Source organism: Chromohalobacter sp. HP20-39, assembly GCF_033052815.1.
Lineage (GTDB): Bacteria > Pseudomonadota > Gammaproteobacteria > Pseudomonadales > Halomonadaceae > Chromohalobacter.
In genome coordinates this window covers 78,080-98,348 of record NZ_JAWHTP010000004.1, presented here as the reverse complement: position 1 = coordinate 98,348, position 20,269 = coordinate 78,080, and the positions used below count along the sequence as shown (strand labels likewise).

The 20,269-nt window shown below is 62.3% G+C and carries 18 protein-coding genes and 1 riboswitch; of the genes, 10 read left to right on the top strand and 8 right to left on the bottom strand.

Annotation, left to right across the window (positions count from 1 at the left end):
* Positions 1-158 precede the first annotated feature (158 nt).
* On the top strand, positions 159-800 hold the full coding sequence (locus RVY79_RS10050) for a hypothetical protein (protein ID WP_317463995.1): 642 nt from the start codon (positions 159-161) through the stop codon (positions 798-800).
* Positions 801-874: 74 nt separating this feature from the next.
* Here RVY79_RS10050 and rpoD read toward each other — a convergent pair whose 3' ends face one another.
* The 3 genes from rpoD to rpsU form a co-directional block, all read right to left on the bottom strand.
* Positions 875-2,719: an RNA polymerase sigma factor RpoD gene (gene rpoD / locus RVY79_RS10045; protein ID WP_317463994.1), complete on the bottom strand. Its 1,845-nt coding sequence runs from the start codon at positions 2,717-2,719 to the stop codon at positions 875-877.
* A gap of 218 nt (positions 2,720-2,937) precedes the next feature.
* A complete protein-coding gene (dnaG, locus tag RVY79_RS10040; protein WP_317463993.1) occupies positions 2,938-4,779 on the bottom strand; it encodes a DNA primase in 1,842 nt (613 codons plus the stop codon).
* 151 nt (positions 4,780-4,930) lie between these two features.
* On the bottom strand, positions 4,931-5,146 hold the full coding sequence (gene rpsU, locus RVY79_RS10035) for a 30S ribosomal protein S21 (protein ID WP_040244373.1): 216 nt from the start codon (positions 5,144-5,146) through the stop codon (positions 4,931-4,933).
* 233 nt (positions 5,147-5,379) lie between these two features.
* Here rpsU and tsaD point away from each other — a divergent pair, with 233 nt between their 5' ends.
* Positions 5,380-6,411 (top strand): tRNA (adenosine(37)-N6)-threonylcarbamoyltransferase complex transferase subunit TsaD, encoded by a 1,032-nt coding sequence (gene tsaD, locus RVY79_RS10030; protein ID WP_317463992.1) that lies wholly within the window; start codon positions 5,380-5,382, stop codon positions 6,409-6,411.
* On the opposite strand, the gene RVY79_RS10025 is transcribed toward tsaD, so the two are convergent.
* Positions 6,392-7,009 (bottom strand): glycerol-3-phosphate acyltransferase, encoded by a 618-nt coding sequence (locus RVY79_RS10025; protein ID WP_317463991.1) that lies wholly within the window; start codon positions 7,007-7,009, stop codon positions 6,392-6,394. The genes tsaD and RVY79_RS10025 overlap by 20 nt on opposite strands.
* 153 nt (positions 7,010-7,162) lie before the next feature.
* On the opposite strand from RVY79_RS10025, the gene folB reads away from it, so the two are divergent.
* The 4 genes from folB (at position 7,163) to RVY79_RS10005 (ending at position 10,351) form a co-directional block, all read left to right on the top strand.
* Positions 7,163-7,516 (top strand): dihydroneopterin aldolase, encoded by a 354-nt coding sequence (folB, locus tag RVY79_RS10020; RefSeq protein ID WP_317463990.1) that lies wholly within the window; start codon positions 7,163-7,165, stop codon positions 7,514-7,516.
* A complete protein-coding gene (gene folK / locus RVY79_RS10015) occupies positions 7,513-8,031 on the top strand; it encodes a 2-amino-4-hydroxy-6-hydroxymethyldihydropteridine diphosphokinase (RefSeq protein WP_317463989.1) in 519 nt (172 codons plus the stop codon). The genes folB and folK overlap by 4 nt, the downstream gene beginning before the upstream one ends.
* 137 nt (positions 8,032-8,168) lie before the next feature.
* The gene (locus RVY79_RS10010) at positions 8,169-9,671 is read left to right on the top strand and encodes an ATP-binding protein (protein ID WP_317463988.1); all 1,503 of its coding nucleotides are present in this window, start codon (positions 8,169-8,171) and stop codon (positions 9,669-9,671) included.
* Positions 9,668-10,351, top strand: coding sequence for a response regulator (locus tag RVY79_RS10005; protein WP_317463987.1), 684 nt, complete (start codon positions 9,668-9,670; stop codon positions 10,349-10,351). The genes RVY79_RS10010 and RVY79_RS10005 overlap by 4 nt, the downstream gene beginning before the upstream one ends.
* A 102-nt stretch (positions 10,352-10,453) precedes the next feature.
* On the opposite strand, the gene RVY79_RS10000 is transcribed toward RVY79_RS10005, so the two are convergent.
* Both RVY79_RS10000 and RVY79_RS09995 read right to left on the bottom strand, forming a co-directional pair.
* On the bottom strand, positions 10,454-10,741 hold the full coding sequence (locus tag RVY79_RS10000) for a hypothetical protein (RefSeq protein ID WP_317463986.1): 288 nt from the start codon (positions 10,739-10,741) through the stop codon (positions 10,454-10,456).
* 341 nt (positions 10,742-11,082) lie between these two features.
* Positions 11,083-11,682: a class I SAM-dependent methyltransferase gene (locus RVY79_RS09995; protein ID WP_317463985.1), complete on the bottom strand. Its 600-nt coding sequence runs from the start codon at positions 11,680-11,682 to the stop codon at positions 11,083-11,085.
* A 184-nt stretch (positions 11,683-11,866) separates the two neighbouring features.
* Between RVY79_RS09995 and RVY79_RS09990 the strand changes: the two genes are divergently transcribed.
* From RVY79_RS09990 to RVY79_RS09980, 3 genes are all read left to right on the top strand, one after another.
* Positions 11,867-12,286 (top strand): VOC family protein, encoded by a 420-nt coding sequence (locus RVY79_RS09990; protein ID WP_317463984.1) that lies wholly within the window; start codon positions 11,867-11,869, stop codon positions 12,284-12,286.
* Between the two features lie 101 nt (positions 12,287-12,387).
* A complete protein-coding gene (locus RVY79_RS09985; protein ID WP_411161722.1) occupies positions 12,388-13,323 on the top strand; it encodes a lysophospholipid acyltransferase family protein in 936 nt (311 codons plus the stop codon).
* Positions 13,324-13,386: 63 nt separating this feature from the next.
* Positions 13,387-14,565: a sugar dehydrogenase gene (locus RVY79_RS09980; protein ID WP_317463983.1), complete on the top strand. Its 1,179-nt coding sequence runs from the start codon at positions 13,387-13,389 to the stop codon at positions 14,563-14,565.
* 11 nt (positions 14,566-14,576) lie between these two features.
* On the opposite strand, the gene RVY79_RS09975 is transcribed toward RVY79_RS09980, so the two are convergent.
* On the bottom strand, positions 14,577-15,494 hold the full coding sequence (locus RVY79_RS09975; protein WP_317463982.1) for an NAD(P)-dependent oxidoreductase: 918 nt from the start codon (positions 15,492-15,494) through the stop codon (positions 14,577-14,579).
* Positions 15,495-15,580: 86 nt separating this feature from the next.
* Positions 15,581-15,710, top strand: a riboswitch (TPP riboswitch).
* 82 nt (positions 15,711-15,792) lie between these two features.
* Between RVY79_RS09975 and thiC the strand changes: the two genes are divergently transcribed.
* Positions 15,793-17,727, top strand: a complete 1,935-nt coding sequence (thiC, locus tag RVY79_RS09970; RefSeq protein ID WP_317463981.1) for a phosphomethylpyrimidine synthase ThiC — start codon at positions 15,793-15,795, stop codon at positions 17,725-17,727.
* Between the two features lie 100 nt (positions 17,728-17,827).
* Here thiC and RVY79_RS09965 read toward each other — a convergent pair whose 3' ends face one another.
* Positions 17,828-20,182: a heavy metal translocating P-type ATPase gene (locus RVY79_RS09965; RefSeq protein WP_317463980.1), complete on the bottom strand. Its 2,355-nt coding sequence runs from the start codon at positions 20,180-20,182 to the stop codon at positions 17,828-17,830.
* Positions 20,183-20,269: the final 87 nt, after the last annotated feature.

Here is a 20,269-nt window from a genome sequence, read left to right as displayed (position 1 = left end):
TGGTAGGACGACATCGTTAGTTTGAAATCCCCTCCAGCTTCTGTAAAGCACTACCTGGCAGATAGGAAACAGCGTTTCTCAAAATTAATTTTCTTGCTAAAATTAAGCATTAACCAACTTCTAGTCACCGCCGCCGCAACGCACGCCAGAGACCACGTATGACGCATTCGCCTCCGCCCCCCGAAGCCATCGGCTTCAAGGCAACTTGCCTTCGCGCACTTTGCTATATCCTGATCATCGTCAGCATCATGCAGCTGGTCATGTTGGACGCTCAATCCGGCGTCGGCCGGTTTTCCGAGATGTCATTGACCGAACTCACACAGTCGGCATTACTGCTGCTCAGCTCATTACTGATGGTCTACCTATACCGCCGTCCCGACGCCATTCCCAATGTCAGCCTGTTGCTCGGCGCCTTTTTGTTCGCGTCCTTCGTCCGGGAGAACGACGCTTGGCTGGATCGCTATGTCTTCGACGGTGCCTGGCAGGTCATCGTGACGCTGATCGTGCTACCGACGTTGTTCGTGGTGATTCGCCACCGGCATGCTTTCGTCGAGGAGTTCAAGTCGATTTCCAACAGCCTTGGCTTCGGAATGTTCGCCGCCGGCTTCCTCATGACGTATGTCTTCTCGCGCCTTTATGGCCGCACTGCCTTCTGGGAGGCCATGCTCGGCGAGAGCTTTCAACGCGTCATCAAGGATGCCGCCGAGGAGGTCACCGAGCTTGCCGGCTACATGCTGCTCTTCCTCGCCTGTATCGAGCTGGTGCTACTGGTGCGTCGGCGCCTCCGGTCTCATGGTTGAAATGGTCGCCTTCATGTATGGCGCATAAAAAAACCCGCGAGTCATCTCGCGGGTTTTTTTGGCTCGCGCCTCGTTCACTCGTCGAGAAAAGTGCGCAACGGCTCGGAACGCGAGGGATGACGCAGTTTACGCAGTGCCTTGGCCTCGATCTGGCGGATGCGCTCACGCGTCACATCGAACTGCTTGCCGACCTCTTCCAGCGTGTGGTCGGTATTCATGTCGATCCCGAAGCGCATGCGCAGCACCTTGGCCTCGCGCGCCGTCAAACCGCCCAGCACGTTGCGGGTCGCCTCGATCAGGCCCTCACCGGTGGCCAAATCGATCGGTAGCAGCATAGTGCCGTCTTCGATGAAGTCACCCAGGTGCGAGTCGTCATCATCGCCGATCGGCGTCTCCATGGAGATCGGCTCTTTAGCGATCTTGAGCACCTTGCGAACCTTGTCTTCCGGCATTTCAAGACGCTCGCCCAGCTCTTCCGGCGTCGGCTCGCGGCCCATCTCCTGCAGCATCTGCCGTGAGACACGGTTGAGCTTGTTGATGGTCTCGATCATGTGCACCGGAATACGAATGGTGCGTGCCTGGTCGGCGATGGAGCGTGTGATCGCCTGGCGAATCCACCAAGTGGCATACGTCGAGAACTTGTAGCCACGGCGGTATTCGAACTTATCGACCGCCTTCATCAACCCGATGTTGCCTTCCTGAATGAGATCCAGGAACTGCAGGCCGCGATTGGTATACTTCTTGGCGATCGAGATCACCAGGCGCAAGTTGGCTTCGACCATTTCCTTCTTGGCACGACGCGCTTTGGCCTCACCAATCGACAGCCGGCGATTGACCTCTTTGATGTTCGTGACCGGCAAACGCACCATTTCTTCCTCGAAGCCGATCTTGCGCTGGGCACGCAGGATATCGGCACGGAACGGCTCGATACGCTCGGCATACTTGGTATGCTTGGCCTTGAAACGATCCAGCCATTCGAGGTCGGACTCGGCACCCGGGAAGGAGCCGATGAAGGTCTTGCGCGGCACTTTAGCCTGCTTCACGAAGACCTGCATGATGGCCTTTTCCTGGCCACGGATCTGCTCGATGCTGATGCGGACCTGCCCCACCAGACGCTCGAAGTGCTTGGGCACCAACTTGATCGGCGAGAACAGCTCGGCAAGACGTGCTTGCTCTTGGTTCGCTTCCGACGAGCCCAGGCCATGCGTATCGATCGCCGCCTTGGCACGCTCGTTCTGCTCGCGAATCTGCTCGAAACGCGCTCGTGCCTCTTCGGGGTCCGGACCGCCGCCGGTTTCTTCTTCCTCGGCGTCGTCATCGTCTTCGGACGCCTCACCATCCACGTCAGCCCGCTCGGGCTCGGGTTCCGGAACGTCCGCCTCGGCCACACCGGGGATCCCCTCGTCGGGATCGATGAAGCCCGAGAACAAGTCGGAAAGCCGCCCCGGCGCTTCCTCGTCTTGGGTGGCGTCATAGGCATCGAGGACGGAGTCCACGGCCCCTGGCAAATAAGCCAGCGAAGACATCACCTCACGGGTGCCTTCCTCGATGCGCTTGGCGATCTCGATCTCACCTTCGCGCGTCAACAACCCCACCGTGCCCATCTCGCGCATATACATGCGCACGGGATCGGTGGTACGCCCGACGTCGCTCTCGACTGCCGCCAAGGCAGCAACGGCTTCTTCCGCCGCCGACTCATCGGTAGATTGATCGGACATCATCAGGGTATCTTCGTCAGGTGCTTCCTCGACGACGCTGATACCCATGTCGTTGATCATCGCGATGATGTCTTCCACCTGATCGGGATCGGCGATATCCTCGGGAAGGTGGTCATTGACCTCCGCATAGGTCAGGAAGCCTTGCTCCTTACCTTGGGCGATCAACTCCTTCAGACGTGACTGCTGCGTATTTCCAGCCATAGAAACCCTATCTCGACAATGGAGCACCTGGAAGCGAACGGATCGAAACGCTGCTAAGCCTGCCAGTATAGCCGCTAAGGGCTTTTTCCTGCCAGTGTCGTATTTGTCTTGTCATCCAGGTGTGCTAGTGTGTTCGGCTATCCTTTCGATATTGCCTAGTAGATGGCGACGTTTTGCGCCAATTCAACCCGTCGCGGCAGGCATCTTCTCCACGACCGTCATGTTGGACGCGTGCCTCCCTTGAGCTCCATCAACAGCTCGTTCAACTGCTGGCGCTCTTCCCTGGATAGACACTCCCCGGCCTGCATCCGGGCCAACAGAGCGTCATACTCTTCCTGCGGCGAACGCTGCGAATGGCGTTGACGCAATCCGTCGACCAGACCTTCCACCTCGGCGGCGCGTGCGTCGCGTGGCATCAATAGCTCCCGACGCGCCAGCCAAGCGAGTCGCTCACCTTCGGGCGTACCATGAAAATGCGCCAGCAACACTTGGGCGTTGCGATAGCCACCCGCGCGGATCAAGCGCACCACTTCGAGACACAGTGCACCATCGCCCTCGTCGTCCGGGCACCAGTCGAGCGACTCGGGCAAACGCTCCACCAGGCCGGGCTCATGCACCAGCAAATGCAGCAAGCGACCAACGAGATTCAAAGCCCCATGCCCACCAGGCGACGAAACGCCTCTGGGAGGCGCCGCCTCGGCAGAGGCAGCCCCCGCCTCGGGAGGAACGAGCGCCTGGCTTTCTTGTGTCTTATCGGCACGCGCCAGCAATGCCTGAAAGTTCGCTTGTTCGACGCCCGTGCGCTGCGAGAGTTCGCGCAGCAACAGCGATTTCAACACGCCCTCGGGCAGACGCTCCAAGGCGCGCAACACCGTGGTCACGAAACGCTCACGCTCTTCGATGTGCTTGAGATCGCGCCCCTCGGCCGCCTGGTCGAAGAGAAACTCCGAAAGCGGCGCTGCACACAGCACTCGATTCTCGAAGGCCTCGGTGCCTTCACGCCGTACCAGGGTGTCCGGATCTTCGCCTTCGGGGAGAAACAGAAAACGCACCTGGCGTCCGTCGATCATCGACGGCAACACTGTTTCCAGCGCGCGGCGCGCTGCCTGACGCCCTGCCTGATCGCCGTCGAAACAAAATACCACCTCGCCCACCAGGCGGAACAGACGCTGCAAATGATCTTCGCTAAGCGAGGTACCCAGAGTCGCGCAGGCGTTGCGAATCCCGAATTGAGCCAACGCCACGACGTCCATGTAACCCTCGACGACCAGCATGCGTTCCAGCCGCGCGTTGGCCTGACGCGCTTCGTAGAGACCGTATAGCTCGCGCCCCTTGTGGAACACCGGCGTCTCGGGGGAGTTAAGATACTTGGGCTTGGCGTCCCCGAGTACACGTCCACCGAACGCAATGGTCCGCCCCTTCCAGTCGCGGATCGGAAACATCACCCGGTTGCGAAAGCGGTCGTAGCTGCGCCCGGAATCTTCGCGATGCACCAGCAGCCCGTACTCGATCTGTACCGCATCGCTGATGCCGCGCTCGCCCAAATGGCGCTTGAGCGCCTCCCACTTGTCCGGAGCAAAGCCGATTCCGAATTCGCGCACGACGTCCTCGGACAACCCGCGACGCTCGAGATAATCACGTGCGTCACTCCCCTCAGCCATCGCCAGACGCTCGCGGAAGAAGCTCGCCGACAGTTCGAGCAGGTTGACCGCCTCTTCTCGACGCTGCTCGCGCTGCTGGGCGCGCGGATCGTCGCCTCCTTCACGGGGGACATCGAGTCCCAATCGCGACGCCAGCTGTTCGACTGCCTCGGGAAAACGCAGGTGCTCGAACTCCATCAAGAAGCGCAGCGCATTACCATGCACGCCACAACCGAAACAGTGATAGAACTGCTTCTCGGCACTAACGGTGAACGACGGCGATTTTTCCTGATGAAAGGGACAAAGGCCTGAGTAGTTGCGACCGGCCTTCTTGAGCTGAACACGTTCGCCGACGATCTCGACCACGTCGGTGCGAGCCAGCAAATCATCGATGAAGCGTTGGGGTATCTGTCCAGCCATGGCGGGGAGGTGCTCGACGAAACGTTGTCTGTATCGCGTAAATCACGGAGCCCGGCATCGCGGAAACAGCGAGGCGGGAAAAACAAGCGGCCACCCGATGGCAGCCGCTTGGCGTCCCTCTAAAAAGCGACCTAAGTCGCTTCTAGTACGATCAATACAACCGTTCGAAACGCTTGCGCTCGCGCTGCAGCTTCTTGGCATGACGCTTGACCGCCGCAGCAGCCTTGCGCTTGCGCACTGCGGTGGGCTTTTCATAAGTCTCACGACGACGGACTTCGGAGAGAACGCCGCCTTTTTCGCAAGAACGTTTGAAACGCCGCAGGGCGACGTCGAACGGCTCGTTGTCACGTACTTTTACAGAAGGCATTAACCAATCACCTACCTTGGAGAAAGATGAGTTTGGATTGAACGCACACCTTGTCAGCACGTGTTCAGCGTATGCCGAACGGCATGACGGGTGCACGACCCAGTCTTGCAGAACACAGTATTCTAGTCGCCGTACGAGCGCTTTGCAAAGCCTTTACCTTCTGCCCCCTGCCACGCCCGCCGCGAAAGGCGTAGAATGACGAGCTTCACGGGATAGCGGGGAAAGCACGACACATGCGGGTATTGGGCATCGAGACCTCCTGCGACGAAACCGGCGTCGCCATCTACGATACCGAGCGCGGCCTGATCGCCGATGCGCTGCATAGCCAAATGGCGATGCATGCCGAATTCGGCGGCGTGGTGCCGGAACTCGCCTCGCGCGATCATACTCGCAAACTACTGCCGCTGATTCGCCAGGTCCTCGACGAGGCCTCGCTCGGCGGCAATGAACTCGACGCCATCGCCTATACAGCCGGCCCCGGGCTGGTCGGCGCCCTGATGGTAGGCGCCTCGACCGCACATGGCCTGGCTCGCGCCTGGGGCATCCCGGTACTCGGCGTGCACCACATGGAGGGGCACCTGCTGGCACCGATGCTCGAGGACACGCCTCCCGACTTCCCGTTCGTGGCGCTGCTGGTGTCGGGCGGGCACACGCAACTCGTCGAAGTGCACGGCCTCGGACGCTATCGCCTGCTCGGCGAATCGGTCGACGACGCCGCGGGCGAGGCCTTCGACAAAGCCGCCAAGATGCTCGAGCTCGGCTATCCAGGCGGCCCGCAAGTGGCCAAAATGGCCGCACACGGCGATCCCACGCGGTTCCGCTTCCCGCGCCCCATGACCGATCGGCCGGGGCTCGACTTTAGCTTCTCCGGACTCAAGACGCACACCCTGACCACCGCCAGAAAGCTCCAGGAAGCGGGCCCCCTCAGCGACCAGGACCGCGCCGATATCGCCCGCGCCTTCGAGGAAGCCGTCGTCGACACGCTGGTCATCAAGTGCCGCCGCGCCCTCGACGCCACGGGACTCAAGCGTCTCGTGGTGGCCGGCGGCGTCAGCGCCAATCATCGCCTGCGCGAGCGTCTCGATCGCGAGACCGCCAAACGCCAGGCACAGGCCTTCTATCCGCGTGGACGCTTCTGCACCGACAACGGTGCAATGATCGCCTACGTCGGCGCGCAACGCCTGCTCGCCGGTGAACGCGACGACGCGACCATGCAGGCGACACCACGTTGGCCGCTGGCCTCGCTCATTCCTCCGGCGGCTTGACCCTTTCCTCGCGTTTCAAGCCGTGTTCACCCCCTTGCCCCAAGTGGCGAATGTTCCAGGCGTGGCGAACCAGCACAAGGGCCGAAAAGGCACTCACCACCAGCGTCGCCTCGCGCGCCAACCAGTAGCTGGCCAAGGGGGCGAGTAAAGCCGCGGCCAGCGACGCCACCGCGGCAGTACGTGAACGCCACGCCAAGAGTCCCCAGCACAGGGCGCAGACCCAGGCCACCGGCGTCGCGATCATCAGCAGCACGCCGAAGGCACTCGCCACGGCCTTGCCCCCGCGCCCACGGTGCCACGCTGGATAGCTGTGCCCCACCAGCACCGACAATCCCACTGCACCCTGTATCCACAGCGGCAACGCCTCACGCTGCGCTATCCACAACACCGGCATGGCCTTGACCGCATCGACCGTCAGCGTCAAGGCAGCCGGCACCGCCCCATGCACGCGCAGGACATTCGAAAAACCGGGATTGCGCGATCCCGCGTAACGCGGATCGCGACGCCCCAGCGCACGACACACCCAGATGGCGCCGAGCAGCGATCCGCTCAGATAGCCGGCAACCACCAAGGCAGCGACGGGCAAGAATGGAGACATGGGTTGGACTCCCTCATGGTGTGGGCGACACCAATGCATGGGCCTCGCCCATGATTCTGCCACCTCCATGACGTACAATCTAAGGTTTGCGACGCCGCGAAGCACTGACCAGGCTTCGCCGCATGAACGCCCGACCTAATGAGAGGATACGCCGTGGATCACGTGCTGATCGAGGCACTGGAAGTGGACACCGTCATCGGTGTCTACGACTGGGAGCGCACCCTTCGCCAGCGGCTGCGGCTGGATCTCGAACTGGCGACCGACATTCGCCCCGCCGCGGAACGGGACGATATCCAACTGACGCTCGACTACGCCGCCATCAGCGAGCGTATCGGCGCATTCGCCGAGGCCCATCAGTTCGCACTGGTCGAAACCTTTGCCGAACGCCTGGCCGAGACCCTGCGTCAGGAATTCGCCATCACCTGGCTCAGTCTGACCGTCCGCAAACCCGGCGCAGTCGCCAATGCCGCCAGCGTGGGCGTACGCATCACGCGGGGGCAGGCATGACGCAGGTGACCATCAGCATTGGCAGCAATATCGACCGTGAGCGACACGTTCGTGCCTGTCTCGACGCCCTCGCCGATGCCTTCGGGGACGTACAGGTATCGCGTGTCTTCGAAAGCGAGCCGGTCGGCTTCGAAGATGGGCGCAATTTTTACAACCTCGTCGCGGCGTTCCACTCCACTCTCTCGGTCGGCGAACTGCAAGCCTGGTGCAAGCAGATCGAAGCCGACAACGGGCGTCTCCCGGGGAGCCCCAAGTTCAGTCCACGCACCTTGGATATCGACTTGCTCACGGTGGGCGACCGATGCGGCCATATCGAAGGCGTCGACCTCCCGCGTGACGAGATCCTCCACCACGCATTCGTATTATGGCCACTCGCCGAGTTGCTGCCGGAGACGCTGCATCCCGAGGTAGGGCACGCCTATGCCGAGCTGTGGGCCGCGTTCACGAACGTCGACCAACACCTATGGCCCGTGGCTTTCACCTGGCGTGGCCGTACGATCTCTTACCCGGATTGACGTTCCGCAGCCAGGCCGGGTGATGCACGCTGCTTGCACATTGCGTGACGCTTTCTTGCGCGAGCGTCCAGCATGATGCTGCCATTGTCCGGTCATGCGCCCTTGTCACGGCCGCTTCGTTCATCAAGAGTCGCCCCATGAAGCACTGGCTGCGTTTCAAGCGTCCCCGCATCGCGCGCATCAGCCTCAAGCTGTTCGCCGCCATCCTGCTGACCAACGTATTGATCGGCGGCATGAGCTTTTTGCTCATCGCCCGCAGCCTCGACCAGGGCTTCATCGACTATCTGGAACGGACCCAGGCCAATCGCGCCGACACCCTGGCCACCGCCCTCGCCGAACGCTGGCAGGAACATGGCAACTGGCATTGGCTGCGCGATGACCCTGGTGCCTGGCAGCGCCTGGTACGCAACCAGCTCTGGCCGGGCGAGCGTCAGCCACCCAGCGGCATCGACCGAGAATTGAGCGACGCGCGGGATTTCGTGGTACTCGATGCCGAGGGTGAAGTTGTCATCGGACGCCCACTGCCAGCCGGCAAACCACCATCCGACGCGGAGCCTCCCCCAGAGCCCCGCTTCATCGACATCGAGCATCACGGCGAGGTCGTCGGCCGACTCGGCTACCTGCCCCCTGCACAGCTCATGGCGCGCATGGATCGTATCTTCCTGCAGCGCCAGTTGCGCAACATGACGATCATCGTCGCTTCGCTGTCGGTGGCCTCGCTGCTGCTCGCCGCGGGCCTGGCCTGGTGGCTGGGACGGCGTGCCCGCGACATGACCGCCGCAACCCGCCGCATGACCCAGGGCGACTTCGCCGTACGCCTTCCCGAGCGCGGTCACGACGAGCTTTCCCGCCTGTCCGCCGACTTCAACGTTCTCGCCGAGACGCTGGATGCCAATCGCCGTAATCGCCAGCAGTGGGTCGCCGATATCGCCCATGAATTGCGCACGCCGCTGGCGGTCTTGCGCGGCGAGATCGAAGCGATCGAGGATGGCGTGCGCTCGCTTGGCGACGAGACCCTCACCTCGCTCGCCCAGGAAGTGTCCCAGCTCGAACGTCTGGTCGACGACCTACGCCTGCTCGCCCAGAGTGATGCGGGCGCCCTGGAGATCTACCTGGCCCCGCACGATCTAGCAGATACGCTGAGGGCGCGACTCGACGAGGCACGCGGTTGGCTGAACACACGTGGCATCGCGCTGGATGCCGAGATCGGCGCCGCCCCGGCGCCGATTCGCGGCGACCCGCAGCGGCTGCGTCAATTGTGGAATAACCTGCTGAGCAACACCTGTGCCTACACCGACGCCCCGGGCCAGCTGCGCATACGTCTCGAGCGTCATCCCGAACACCTGAACCTGACCTGGGAAGACAGCGCCCCCGGCGTCGCCGAGGAAGCACTACCGCGCTTGACCGAGCGCCTGTATCGGGTCGAGGGTTCGCGCAACCGTCGCAGCGGCGGCAGCGGTCTGGGGTTGGCGATCGCCAGCGCGCTCGTCGACGCGCATGGGGGCACATTGAACCCATCTTCCTCTCCGCTTGGCGGGTTGCGCTGGACACTCGTCTTTCCACTGCGCCACGCCGACGACGCCCTCGATCGCCATGTCCTCGATCACGACGCCCCCAAGGCCAGCCGGAGCCCCACATGACCGATCCCATCCTGATCGTTGAAGACGAACCCAAGATCGCCCATCTGGTCGCCGACTACCTTCAACAGAGCGGCTACACCACACACCATCTCGCCCACGGCGACGAGGTCATGCCCTGGCTAAACGGCAATGCGTCCGCACTGGTACTACTCGACCTGATGCTGCCCGGCACCGATGGCCTGACGCTGTGCCGACACATCAACGAAGGCCATCCCACGCTGCCGGTGATCATGTTGACGGCGCGGGTCGAGGAGATCGACCGACTACTCGGCCTGGAGCTCGGCGCCGACGACTACATCTGCAAGCCATTCAGCCCGCGGGAGGTCGTGGCGCGAGTCAAGGCCGTACTGCGTCGCTTGCAACCACACCATGAAAACTCTATCTCTACCCCGCCCCTGCATCTCGACGAAGAAGGCTGGCGCGCTCTGGCTGAAGGGCAAGACCTCGGCCTGACCGCCGTCGAATTTCAGTTGCTCAAGGTCATGATGCACGCTCCGGGTCGGATTTTCTCCCGTGACCAGTTGATGGATCACATGTATCGCGATCACCGCATCGTCTCCGAACGCACCGTGGACAGCCACGTCAAGAAATTACGCCGCAAGATCGCCGACGCCTATCCCGAGCGTGACATCATCCGCTCCGTCTATAGCGTCGGGTACAAGTACCAGCCTAACGCTTGAATCTCCCTGCACCGGCACAATAAAAAGCCACCCGCCTCGAAAGACGGGTGGCTTTTGCATACCTGATCGGACGGCGCCTCGGCGACGCCGCCAATCGATAGCTTACCAGTCAGCGCGATGACCGATCTTCGGTTGATCCTGCGTAGCGCTGGGCAGGTCGGTCTGCTTGGTGTTGTGCACTGAAATATAGTGCTGGGCCTTGGCGATGGCCACACTGTCCGCACCCGAGGTATCGAGCTCGCGAAAGCTCACGGATGCCTGATCGGCACTCTGGCTGGTCTGCAGCGCTTCGTGATTGACCTGTAACGCTTCGTGGGAAGCGACGCTGGCCTGAGCGGCAACCGGCAGAGCGGCGAGTGCGACGGCGGCAATAAGAGTACGTACTTGCATGATGGATCTCCTTGCGTGTTCATGTTCGCTTGCGAACGTTGAGCAAACTATATAGCTAGCTAACAATAAACGCAATAACAGATCTAACAATCGCTCCTATAGCCGAAAGCTATGTGGTTCTAAAAAGCATATTCCAGTTATTTTTCCTGCTTGAAGTGCTGCATGCGAGATTACAAGCACATCCTTACCAATGCCTCTAAAGCCCAGAAAAGGGCATATTTATCCTTTAAGTCCTAATATTTTTCGTAATCGAAACCTGCTGACGATCCCTGATCAGGCGCGGTTGTATCCATCGCGCAATGAGCACTGAGGTGACGACCGCGGGATCTTCAGGCTTACCGTCACGGGCGCTGCATCAGCACCACATCGTTACGCGGAAACGTCACCGTCAGCCCGTGCTGTTCGGCGAGGTAGTCAAAGCTGCGCTTGGCGAAGAAGCAGACATGCGTCGAATCACGCATGTAACGCCAGCGAGTAAGGTCAGTGACGCCATCGCTGCGCTGGGTCATGATGCCCAGCCAGCCGCCGCGCCGCAGTCGTGCGATCAAGTCGGCCAATACCTGCCCTGGCGCATGCAGATGTTCGATCACCTCACTGGCGGTGATAACGTCATAATTCCGTTCCAAGCGTTCGGGAAACGGCGCATAGAAAGGATCGAAGACCGTCATGCGATGACCGGCCTCCTCCAGCATGACCGACAAGGTCGGCCCTGGCCCGCAACCGAAGTCGAGCCCTTGTGAAGCAGGTGGCAGGCGTGCCAGCAAGGGATCACACAAGCGTGCCAGGAAGCGGCGATAGCCTAGATCGTCAGGCGAATTCTCATGGAGATCGTAAACCGCGCGCTCTTCCTTGGCCGAGGGGCGCTCCCCAGGCGCGACAAAGATCAAGCCGCAAACCGGGCAGCGATAATAGGTGCGTGGCGGCGCTCCTGGCGAGGGCACGCTTTGGGACGCCGCGCACAGGGGGCATGCTGGCATAATCGCTGGCGATGTTGCTCGTTCTGTCATTGAGCCTCGCATGACTTCTCACATGGATTTACCCGGCGGGCGAGCATTTCACCGGCAGGCACTCTCGTGACACGCACTTGCGCATCTTTAGACTGGATACAGACCACCTCGAGCGTGCATGATGTCCTTCCCCCTTGGGGCCGACCGTCACTTTTTTGGACAATCCGCCATGCTCAATGCCATCGACCATTTGGTGGTAAACGTCACCGACCTCGAGCGCAGCATCGATTTCTACACACGTGTGCTGGGGCTCGAGGCACGTTACCACGATGCGACACGCATCGATCTCTACCTGGACGATTTCGCCTTGCGCTTGCACGTCACCCAGGCAACCGCCGACAAAACGCACCCTGCCGTGCCGGGCAATCAGACCATGGGCTTTCGCAGCTCACTATCCCTGGCAGAGGTGGAGGCGCACCTGGAAGCACTCGGAGTGCCGCTGGATAAAGGACCGGCTGAACATCGTGCCGCCGATACGCTTTACGTACGCGATCCGGATGGCAACCTGATCGAGATTTCACGACCCAGGCGCCGCTGACCTGACAAAAAGGGCGTCGATATTGTACGCACGTGCGGACAGGCATACGCCGCACGATCTGTATAATACGGTCCCTATCGTCCGCCGTAACCGATGATGCCATGAGTTCGATGTCCGAAGACGTTTCTTCTCCTTTACGCGCACGCGCCATCGCCCTGCTGTGGCGCACTCTGGCACGCTTGACACCGCGCCGGCTGTGGCAACTGGCGCGTTTGATCGGTCCGCTGATTCTCGCCTTCAGCCGCCGCGAACGTGACGTGACGCGCACCAATCTCAGGCACGTCTATCCGGATATGCCAGCACGTCAGCAACGGCGCCTGACGCGGGACAGCCTGACGCACTCCTCGGCGACCATGCTCGAGCTGGGCTTTGCCTGGATGGCTACACCGAAGCGCGTCGAGGATTCGATCCGCGCCGTGCATGGCCGCGAACTGCTCGATGATGCCCGCGCCCAGGGACGTGGCGTCATCGTCCTGGCACCGCATTACGGAAATTGGGAAGTGCTCAACTTCTGGCTTTCCAGCCACTTTCCGTTCACCGCCATGTACGAGCCTCCCAAGATCGACGCACTCGATCCGGTGATCCGGCATGGCCGCGAACGCATGGGAGCCCAACTGGTCCCTACCAATCCTCGCGGTGTCGCCTCACTGCTCAAGGCACTCAAGCGCTGCGAGGCAGTCGGGATCCTCCCCGATCAGGAGCCAAACTGGGGCAGCGGCGTGTTCGCCGACTTCTTCCAGCGCCCGGCCTACACTGCCACCTTGCTACCCAAGCTCGTGGCGCGTACCGAGGCCCGTGTCGTCACCGGCGTAGCGCAACGCCTGCCTCACGGGAGGGGCTTCGCGCTGCACTTCCTCGCCGCCGACGAACGCGTCTACTCGAGCGACGAGGTACTATCCGCCACCGGGGTCAATGCCAGCGTGGAGCATGCCATCGCCCTGGAACCCGCTCAGTATCAATGGGAATACAAGCGCTTTCGCAAGACCCGCCAGGAAGCTGCCAAGCGGCCCGATTTCAAGCGCTATCGACTCTACTAGGCGTCAGGGCGAATCGTTGATTGTTGTCTACACTGCTCCAGAGGATTTCTCGAGGAGTCGTGCATGATCGTTCACCACGCTACCCAGACGCTGAAACGAAGCGCCCCAGCGCTTGCGAGCCTATGGCTGAGCGCCATGTTGATCGTCTCCGGCCAGGCCCAAGCGCTGACGTCAGTGGAGGTTGCCGGCAATGCTGAACGGGCCAATGTGCCCGATGGTGCCACGCTCGATAAACGAGTCTCGTTGCGCGCGCCCCGCTTGATCAGTTTCGGCCCCGAAGGCGAAATGTTCATCGGCTCCCGGGCAGGGCGCCTGTATCGCCTGCAACCGCCTTATGATCGAGTCGATGCGGAGATCCCGCTGTCCGGTTACCCGCACAGCGCCGTGGTGCATGAAGGCTACTTGTACGTAGCGACCACCGATCGTCTCTATCGCACTGCGTATTCGCCGGGACAGGACGTCACAGAGATGGATTTCGAGGGCGTCGCCGACTTGCCCGGCGGGGGTGGCCACGCCTCGCGCTCGCTATCCGTGGGACCCGATGGCAGGCTCTATGTCGCGCTCGGCATTCAAGGCAACTGCTCGGCGCAACGCATCACCATGGACACGGCTTTCGAGGACCGGCGAGGCGGGGTAATGGCGCTCGATTCCTCGCGCGAGACGCCTGAATGGACGCCCTACGTCAGCGGACTGCGCAACCCCATCGGCATGGCCTGGAGCCCCGAAGGGACGCTGTATCTCAACAACAACGGCCCCGACCACTGGGGCTACGAGGTGCCGCCGGAATTACTGGTACGCGCCGAGACCGACAGCTTCCACGGCATGCCGTGGTATCAATGGAATGAGGGCGAGTGGCAACGCGATGAATGCATCGACTCGGCGCCGCCCGCCGGGCGTGACACGCTCGCGCCACCAGTGGCGACGTTTGCCGCTCGTAGCGCTCCCATCGGCCTGACCTTTCTGCCTGATGACAATCCCTGGCAGGTGGATATGGTCACCGCCATCCATGGCAGCTGGGCCACGCAAACAGCCGGGGGTCGCACTACCCGCCGGCCGCCAAAGATCGTCGGCATTAGACTCGAGGACGACGGCCGCCAGGGACAGGTGATCGACCTGGTCAGCGGTTTCCAGGCGGAGAATGGCGAACGCTGGGCGCGCCCCGCCGGTATCGCCTACCGCGACGGCGCGCTTTATTTCACCGCCGACGAAGGCGATACCGGGTTGTATCGCCTGACGCCCTGATCCGAGAAATCCTAGCGCTTGTCCAGATGCGCCTGGCGCGCGGCGACCTCGGCGAGCCCCGACCAATCCTTGTCGCCATCGCCGTTGGCGAGGGCGTCGAGTAGACGGTCGCGGACCGCGCTGCCCAATGGCAAGGCGACGCTTTGCTCATCACCCGCGCTCAAGGCCAGCCCGACATCCTTGTGACCCAGACGCATCGTGAACCCGGCGGGTTCGAAGCGCGCTTCGGCGATCATCTTGCCGTAGCCCTGATAAGCCGGCGAGGCGAACAACGTATTGGTGACGATATCCAGAAAATCGCTGGCCTCGATGCCGTACGCGCGCGTTAGTGTCGAAGCCTCGGCCATCGATTCGATGGCACTGGCGAGCATGAAATTGGCGGCGATCTTCGCCACATTGGCACGCTCGGGTGATTCACCCAACGGCCAGACAGCCTGACCCATGGCGTCGAGCACGGGTCTGACCCGCTCGAGTTGTGCCGGGTCGCCGGCAGCGATGATATTGAGCTTGCCCGCCGCCGCGACGTCCGGACGCCCCAGCACCGGCGCGGCGACATAGCCTACGCCCAGGCGTTCGTGAAGCGCCGCCATGCCACGGGCGAAAGCCACCGACACCGTGGCCATGTTGATGTGAACACTGCCCTTCTTCATCGCCTCGATGGCCTTGCTTTCCACCAGCACCTGATGCGCGGCTTGATCGTCGGCCAACATGCTCACCAGCACCTCACATCGCGCCGCGTCGGCCGGTGTCTTGGCGATCTTGGCGCCCTGTTCGGCGAGCGCTTCGGCCGCCTCGGGGGAGCGATTCCATACCGTGACCTCATGCCCCGCCTCGAGTAACTGCTGCGCCATGCCACGCCCCATGGCGCCCAGGCCAATGAATCCAACTTTCATGTTCAACGCTCCTTTGCTTTGTTTTCCCTGGGACATTAGCACGCAAACGAGGATTTGACGTCCCTCTGGTCCGTACATCGCACAGGGATTTCATTCGGGCAATACCTTGCTAGACTCTAGACGACAGCTTGACGGGGTGCCGGTGGAACCGGCTGAGATCGTCCTGCGCTCGCCATCAAGGCGGACGCCACGACGGATCCCGACGAACCTGATCCGGCTAGTACCGGCGTAGGGATCAAGCGGGGGCGCAACACCTGAAGATGCATTCACCGTTGCTCACCTCTCCCGCCTACGCTGTGCGCCGGCCTGACTTGCGTCATGACCTGGAGCACATATGACATCACCGCAATTTCTTTCCGACACCGCCCGCGTCGACGAGGCCGCCATTCAGGCGCTACCCGGCTCGCGCAAGATATACGTGGAAGGCTCACGTGCGGACATCCGTGTGCCCTTTCGCGAGATATCGCTATCGCCGACCCGCACCTCCGGCCAGGATGAGAAAAACCCGCCGTTGCTGGTCTACGACACCTCAGGTCCCTACACCGATCCTGAGGCGAAAATCGACCTGCGCAAGGGGCTCCCCGAGTTACGCCGCCGTTGGATCGATACGCGTGGCGACACCGAATGCCTCGACGGCCCTACTTCCGAATACGGTCGGCGCCGCGCCAACGACCCCATGCTCGCCCCGTTACGCTTCGAGCTGACCCGCACACCGCGACGCGCCAAATCGGGTAACAACGTGACCCAGCTACACTACGCTCGACAGGGCATCATCACACCCGAGATGGAGTTCATCGCCATCCGCGAGAATCAGCGCCGCCAGGCCCTCTCTACAGCGTACTCAGGCAACCAGGAAGTCGAGCGCATCCTCGGCCAGCAGCATCCCGGTCAAGGCTTCGGCGCACGCCTCCCGGAGGAGATTACTCCGGAGTTCGTGCGCGATGAGGTGGCCGCAGGGCGGGCGATCATCCCCTGCAACATCAACCATCCGGAAACCGAACCGATGATCATCGGCCGCAACTTCCTGGTGAAAATCAACGGTAACCTGGGCAACTCGGCAGTGAGTTCGGCCATCGAGGACGAGGTCGACAAGATGACCTGGGGCATCCGTTGGGGCGCGGACACCATCATGGACCTGTCCACCGGCGCCAACATTCACGAAACCCGTGAGTGGATCATCCGCAACGCCCCGGTGCCCATCGGCACCGTGCCCATCTACCAAGCCCTTGAGAAGGTCGGCGGCGTCGCCGAAGATCTGACCTGGGAGATTTTCCGCGACACTCTGATCGAACAGGCCGAACAGGGTGTGGATTACTTCACCATTCATGCCGGTGTCTTGCTGCGCTACGTGCCGCTCACCGCCGAGCGCGTCACCGGTATCGTTTCCCGAGGCGGCTCGATCATGGCCAAATGGTGTCTCTACCACCATGAAGAGAGTTTCCTCTACACCCATTTCGAGGATATCTGCGAGATCTGTAAGCGCTATGACGTGGCGTTCTCGCTGGGCGATGGCCTACGCCCCGGCTCGGTGGCCGACGCCAACGACGCAGCCCAGTTCGCCGAACTCGAAACCCTGGGCGAGTTGACCAAAATTGCCTGGAAGCACGACGTTCAGGTGATGATCGAAGGGCCCGGCCACGTACCGATGCAATTGATCAAGGAGAACATGGATAAGCAGCTCTCGGAGTGCGACGAGGCCCCCTTCTACACCCTAGGTCCTCTGACCACCGACATTGCGCCGGGCTATGACCACATCACCTCCGGTATCGGCGCGGCGATGATCGGCTGGTACGGCTGCGCCATGCTCTGCTATGTCACGCCCAAGGAGCACCTCGGTCTGCCCAACAAGGACGACGTCAAGACCGGCATCATCACTTACAAGATCGCCGCGCATGCCGCCGACCTGGCCAAGGGGCATCCGGCCGCCCAGCGCCGCGACAACGCGCTGTCCAAAGCGCGTTTCGAATTCCGCTGGGAGGATCAGTTCAACCTGGGGCTCGACCCGGATACCGCGCGGGAATACCACGACGAGACACTACCCAAGGATTCCGCCAAGGTCGCGCATTTTTGCTCGATGTGCGGGCCCAAGTTCTGCTCGATGAAGATCAGCCATGAGGTTCGCGACTCTTTCTTGAACAACGGGGCCAGCTTGAAGGACGAGGCCAGGGACAACGACCTCGAGGGCGACGTGGAGGCGGCCATGAAAGGTATGGAGGAGCAGGCCGTGAAGTTCCGCCGCGAGGGGGCCGAACTCTACCGGAAGGTGTGATCGTCGGGGCGCGCTGGTCCAGCCCACACAGCAAGGAGAACGCTCATTGAGCGTTCTCCTTTTTTACCGCGTTTTGCCGTACCTGGCAGCGAGTCCCTGTTCAGACACCGGCCGACGAGCCGGCGAGTGTCTGCGTCGGCGTCTGTGTCTTCGACGTCTTGGCATCGGGCCGGGCACGCATCAGGCGCAACGCATTCAGCGTGACCAACACGGTCGCCCCGGTGTCGGCGAGGATCGCCAGCCACAGCCCGGTGATTCCCAGTACCGTAGTAATCAGGAAAACCGCCTTCAGGCCCAGCGCGATGGTGATGTTTTGACGGATGTTGGCCATGGTATCGCGGGCCAGACCGATCATCGCCGCGACGTCGCCCACCCGGTTGCGCAGCAACGCGCCATCGGCGGTCTCCAGCGCTACATCGGTCCCCGAGCCCATTGCCACACCGACGTGTGCCGTGGCCAGTGCCGGGGCATCGTTGATACCGTCGCCGACCATCATCACGCGCTCGCGCTCGGTGAATTCGCGGATCATGGTGACCTTGTCATCGGGCAGCAGCCCGGCACGATACTCGAGGCCGATGGTATCGGCGATCGCCGCGGCGGTACGCGGGTTGTCGCCGGTCAGCATCACCGAGCGCACTCCCATCGCCGACAGCGCGCGCACCCCCGCCGTGGCATCCTCACGGGGCTCGTCGCGCAGCGCGATCAGGCCCGTCGCCGTGTCGCCGTCGATTACCACAACGGTGGTCTTGCCGGACTCCTCGAGAGCGGCGATGGATGCCGCCAGGGACTCGGGAAGCACCCCTAGATCAGTGGCATAGCGCGGGGAGACGACAAACGCCCGCCGTGTGTCGATACGCGCCTCGACGCCGTGCCCGGCAATGGCCTTCGCCTCGCTCACCCGGGTCAACGCCAGCCCTTGCTCCTGGGCGCGCTGGAGGATCGCCTCGGCCAGCGGGTGGCTGGACCCCTGCTCGAGACTCGCAGCCAGCGTGACGACGGCATCGGCATCTTTCGTTTCGTCAGCGGGGACGACATCGGTGACTACCGGGCGCCCGGCGGTTAGGGTCCCGGTCTTGTCGAAGGCCACCATGCTGGCCTTGGCGGTCGCCTCGATCACCGCGCCCCCCTTGAGCAGCAGGCCGCGACGTGTGCCCACCGATAGCGCCGAAGCGATCGACGCCGGCACCGAGATCACCAGTGCGCAAGGGCAGCCGATCAACAGCAGCGCCAGCGCACGATAGGTCCATACGCTCCATTCACCGCCGAAGGCCAGCGGTGGAACGAGGGCGACCAGCAGAGCCACTCCCACCACGGCCGGCATGTAGATCCGGCTGAAGCGGTCGATGAAGCGCTCGGTGGGCGCGCGAGCTTCCTGAGCCTCCTCGACCAGGCGAATGATTCGGGCGATGGTGTTGTCCTGGGGCGGGCGGGTCACCTGGATACGTAGCACGGCGTCCTGGTTGATCGAGCCTGCGAAGACGTCCTCGTCGGTCGCCTTGCTCTTGGGCACCGATTCACCGGTCACCGGCGATTCATCGATTGCCGAATGCCCCTCGAGGATGCGGCCATCGGCGGGAATGCGATCGCCGGGACGCACCACCACGACCTGGCCGACCGCCAGTCGCGACGCATCGACCGAGCGGGTCTCGCCGGCGTCCGTCTCGAGCAGCGCACTCCTGGGGACCAGATCGGCCAGCGAGCGGATGCCCGCCCGGGCCCGGTCGGCGGCCACGCCCTCAAGGATCTCGCCGATCGAGAACAGAAACACCACCAGCGCCGCCTCCTCCACGGCGCCGATGATCAGCGCACCGCCCGCTGCGATAGTCATCAGCATCTCGATGGTAAACGGCATGCCGACCCGTACGGCGGTCAACGCCCGCCGAGCGATCGGCGCCAACCCTATCAGGCAGGCGACGAGAAAGCCCCAGTACGCCACCGACTCGGTGGTGGCCAGGCGCAGCAGGGTTGCGGCGGCCAGCGCGGCGCCACTCATTAGCACCAACCGCCCCTTGCCGGTGGCATACCAACGCGGGCGCGCCCGTTCATCCGACGCAGCATCATCGTTGTTCGACGCCGCGTCGCGCAGTGTCGCCTCATAGCCCAACTGACGCACCTTGGTCGAGATCGTCTCGGTAGGCGTCTGTGTTTCGTCCAGCGACAGCGACAGTGTCTCGTTCATCACCGACACGCGAATATCGTCGACGCCGGGCAGACGCTCCACTGCGCCGCGAATCTTCGCGGCACAGCTTGGGCAATCCATGCCCCCCACCGACCAGACCCACTGGCCCTCACCAGGGACTGCGGCGTTCTCGTCCGCCTCGTGATCATGCCCCGCACAGCAGCCACCGTCATGGTCGTGGTCGTGGTCGTGGTCGTGGTCGTGGTCGTGGTCGTGGTCGTGGTCGTGGTCGTGGTCGTGGTCGTGGTCATGATGATTGGAAGTCGAATGTCGCATACTGTCGTACCTTTCGATGACTTTTCTCCATCTTAAAGTCTGGAGTTCACTTCAAGGTCAAGCAGCAATTATCAGTGCCTTCACATT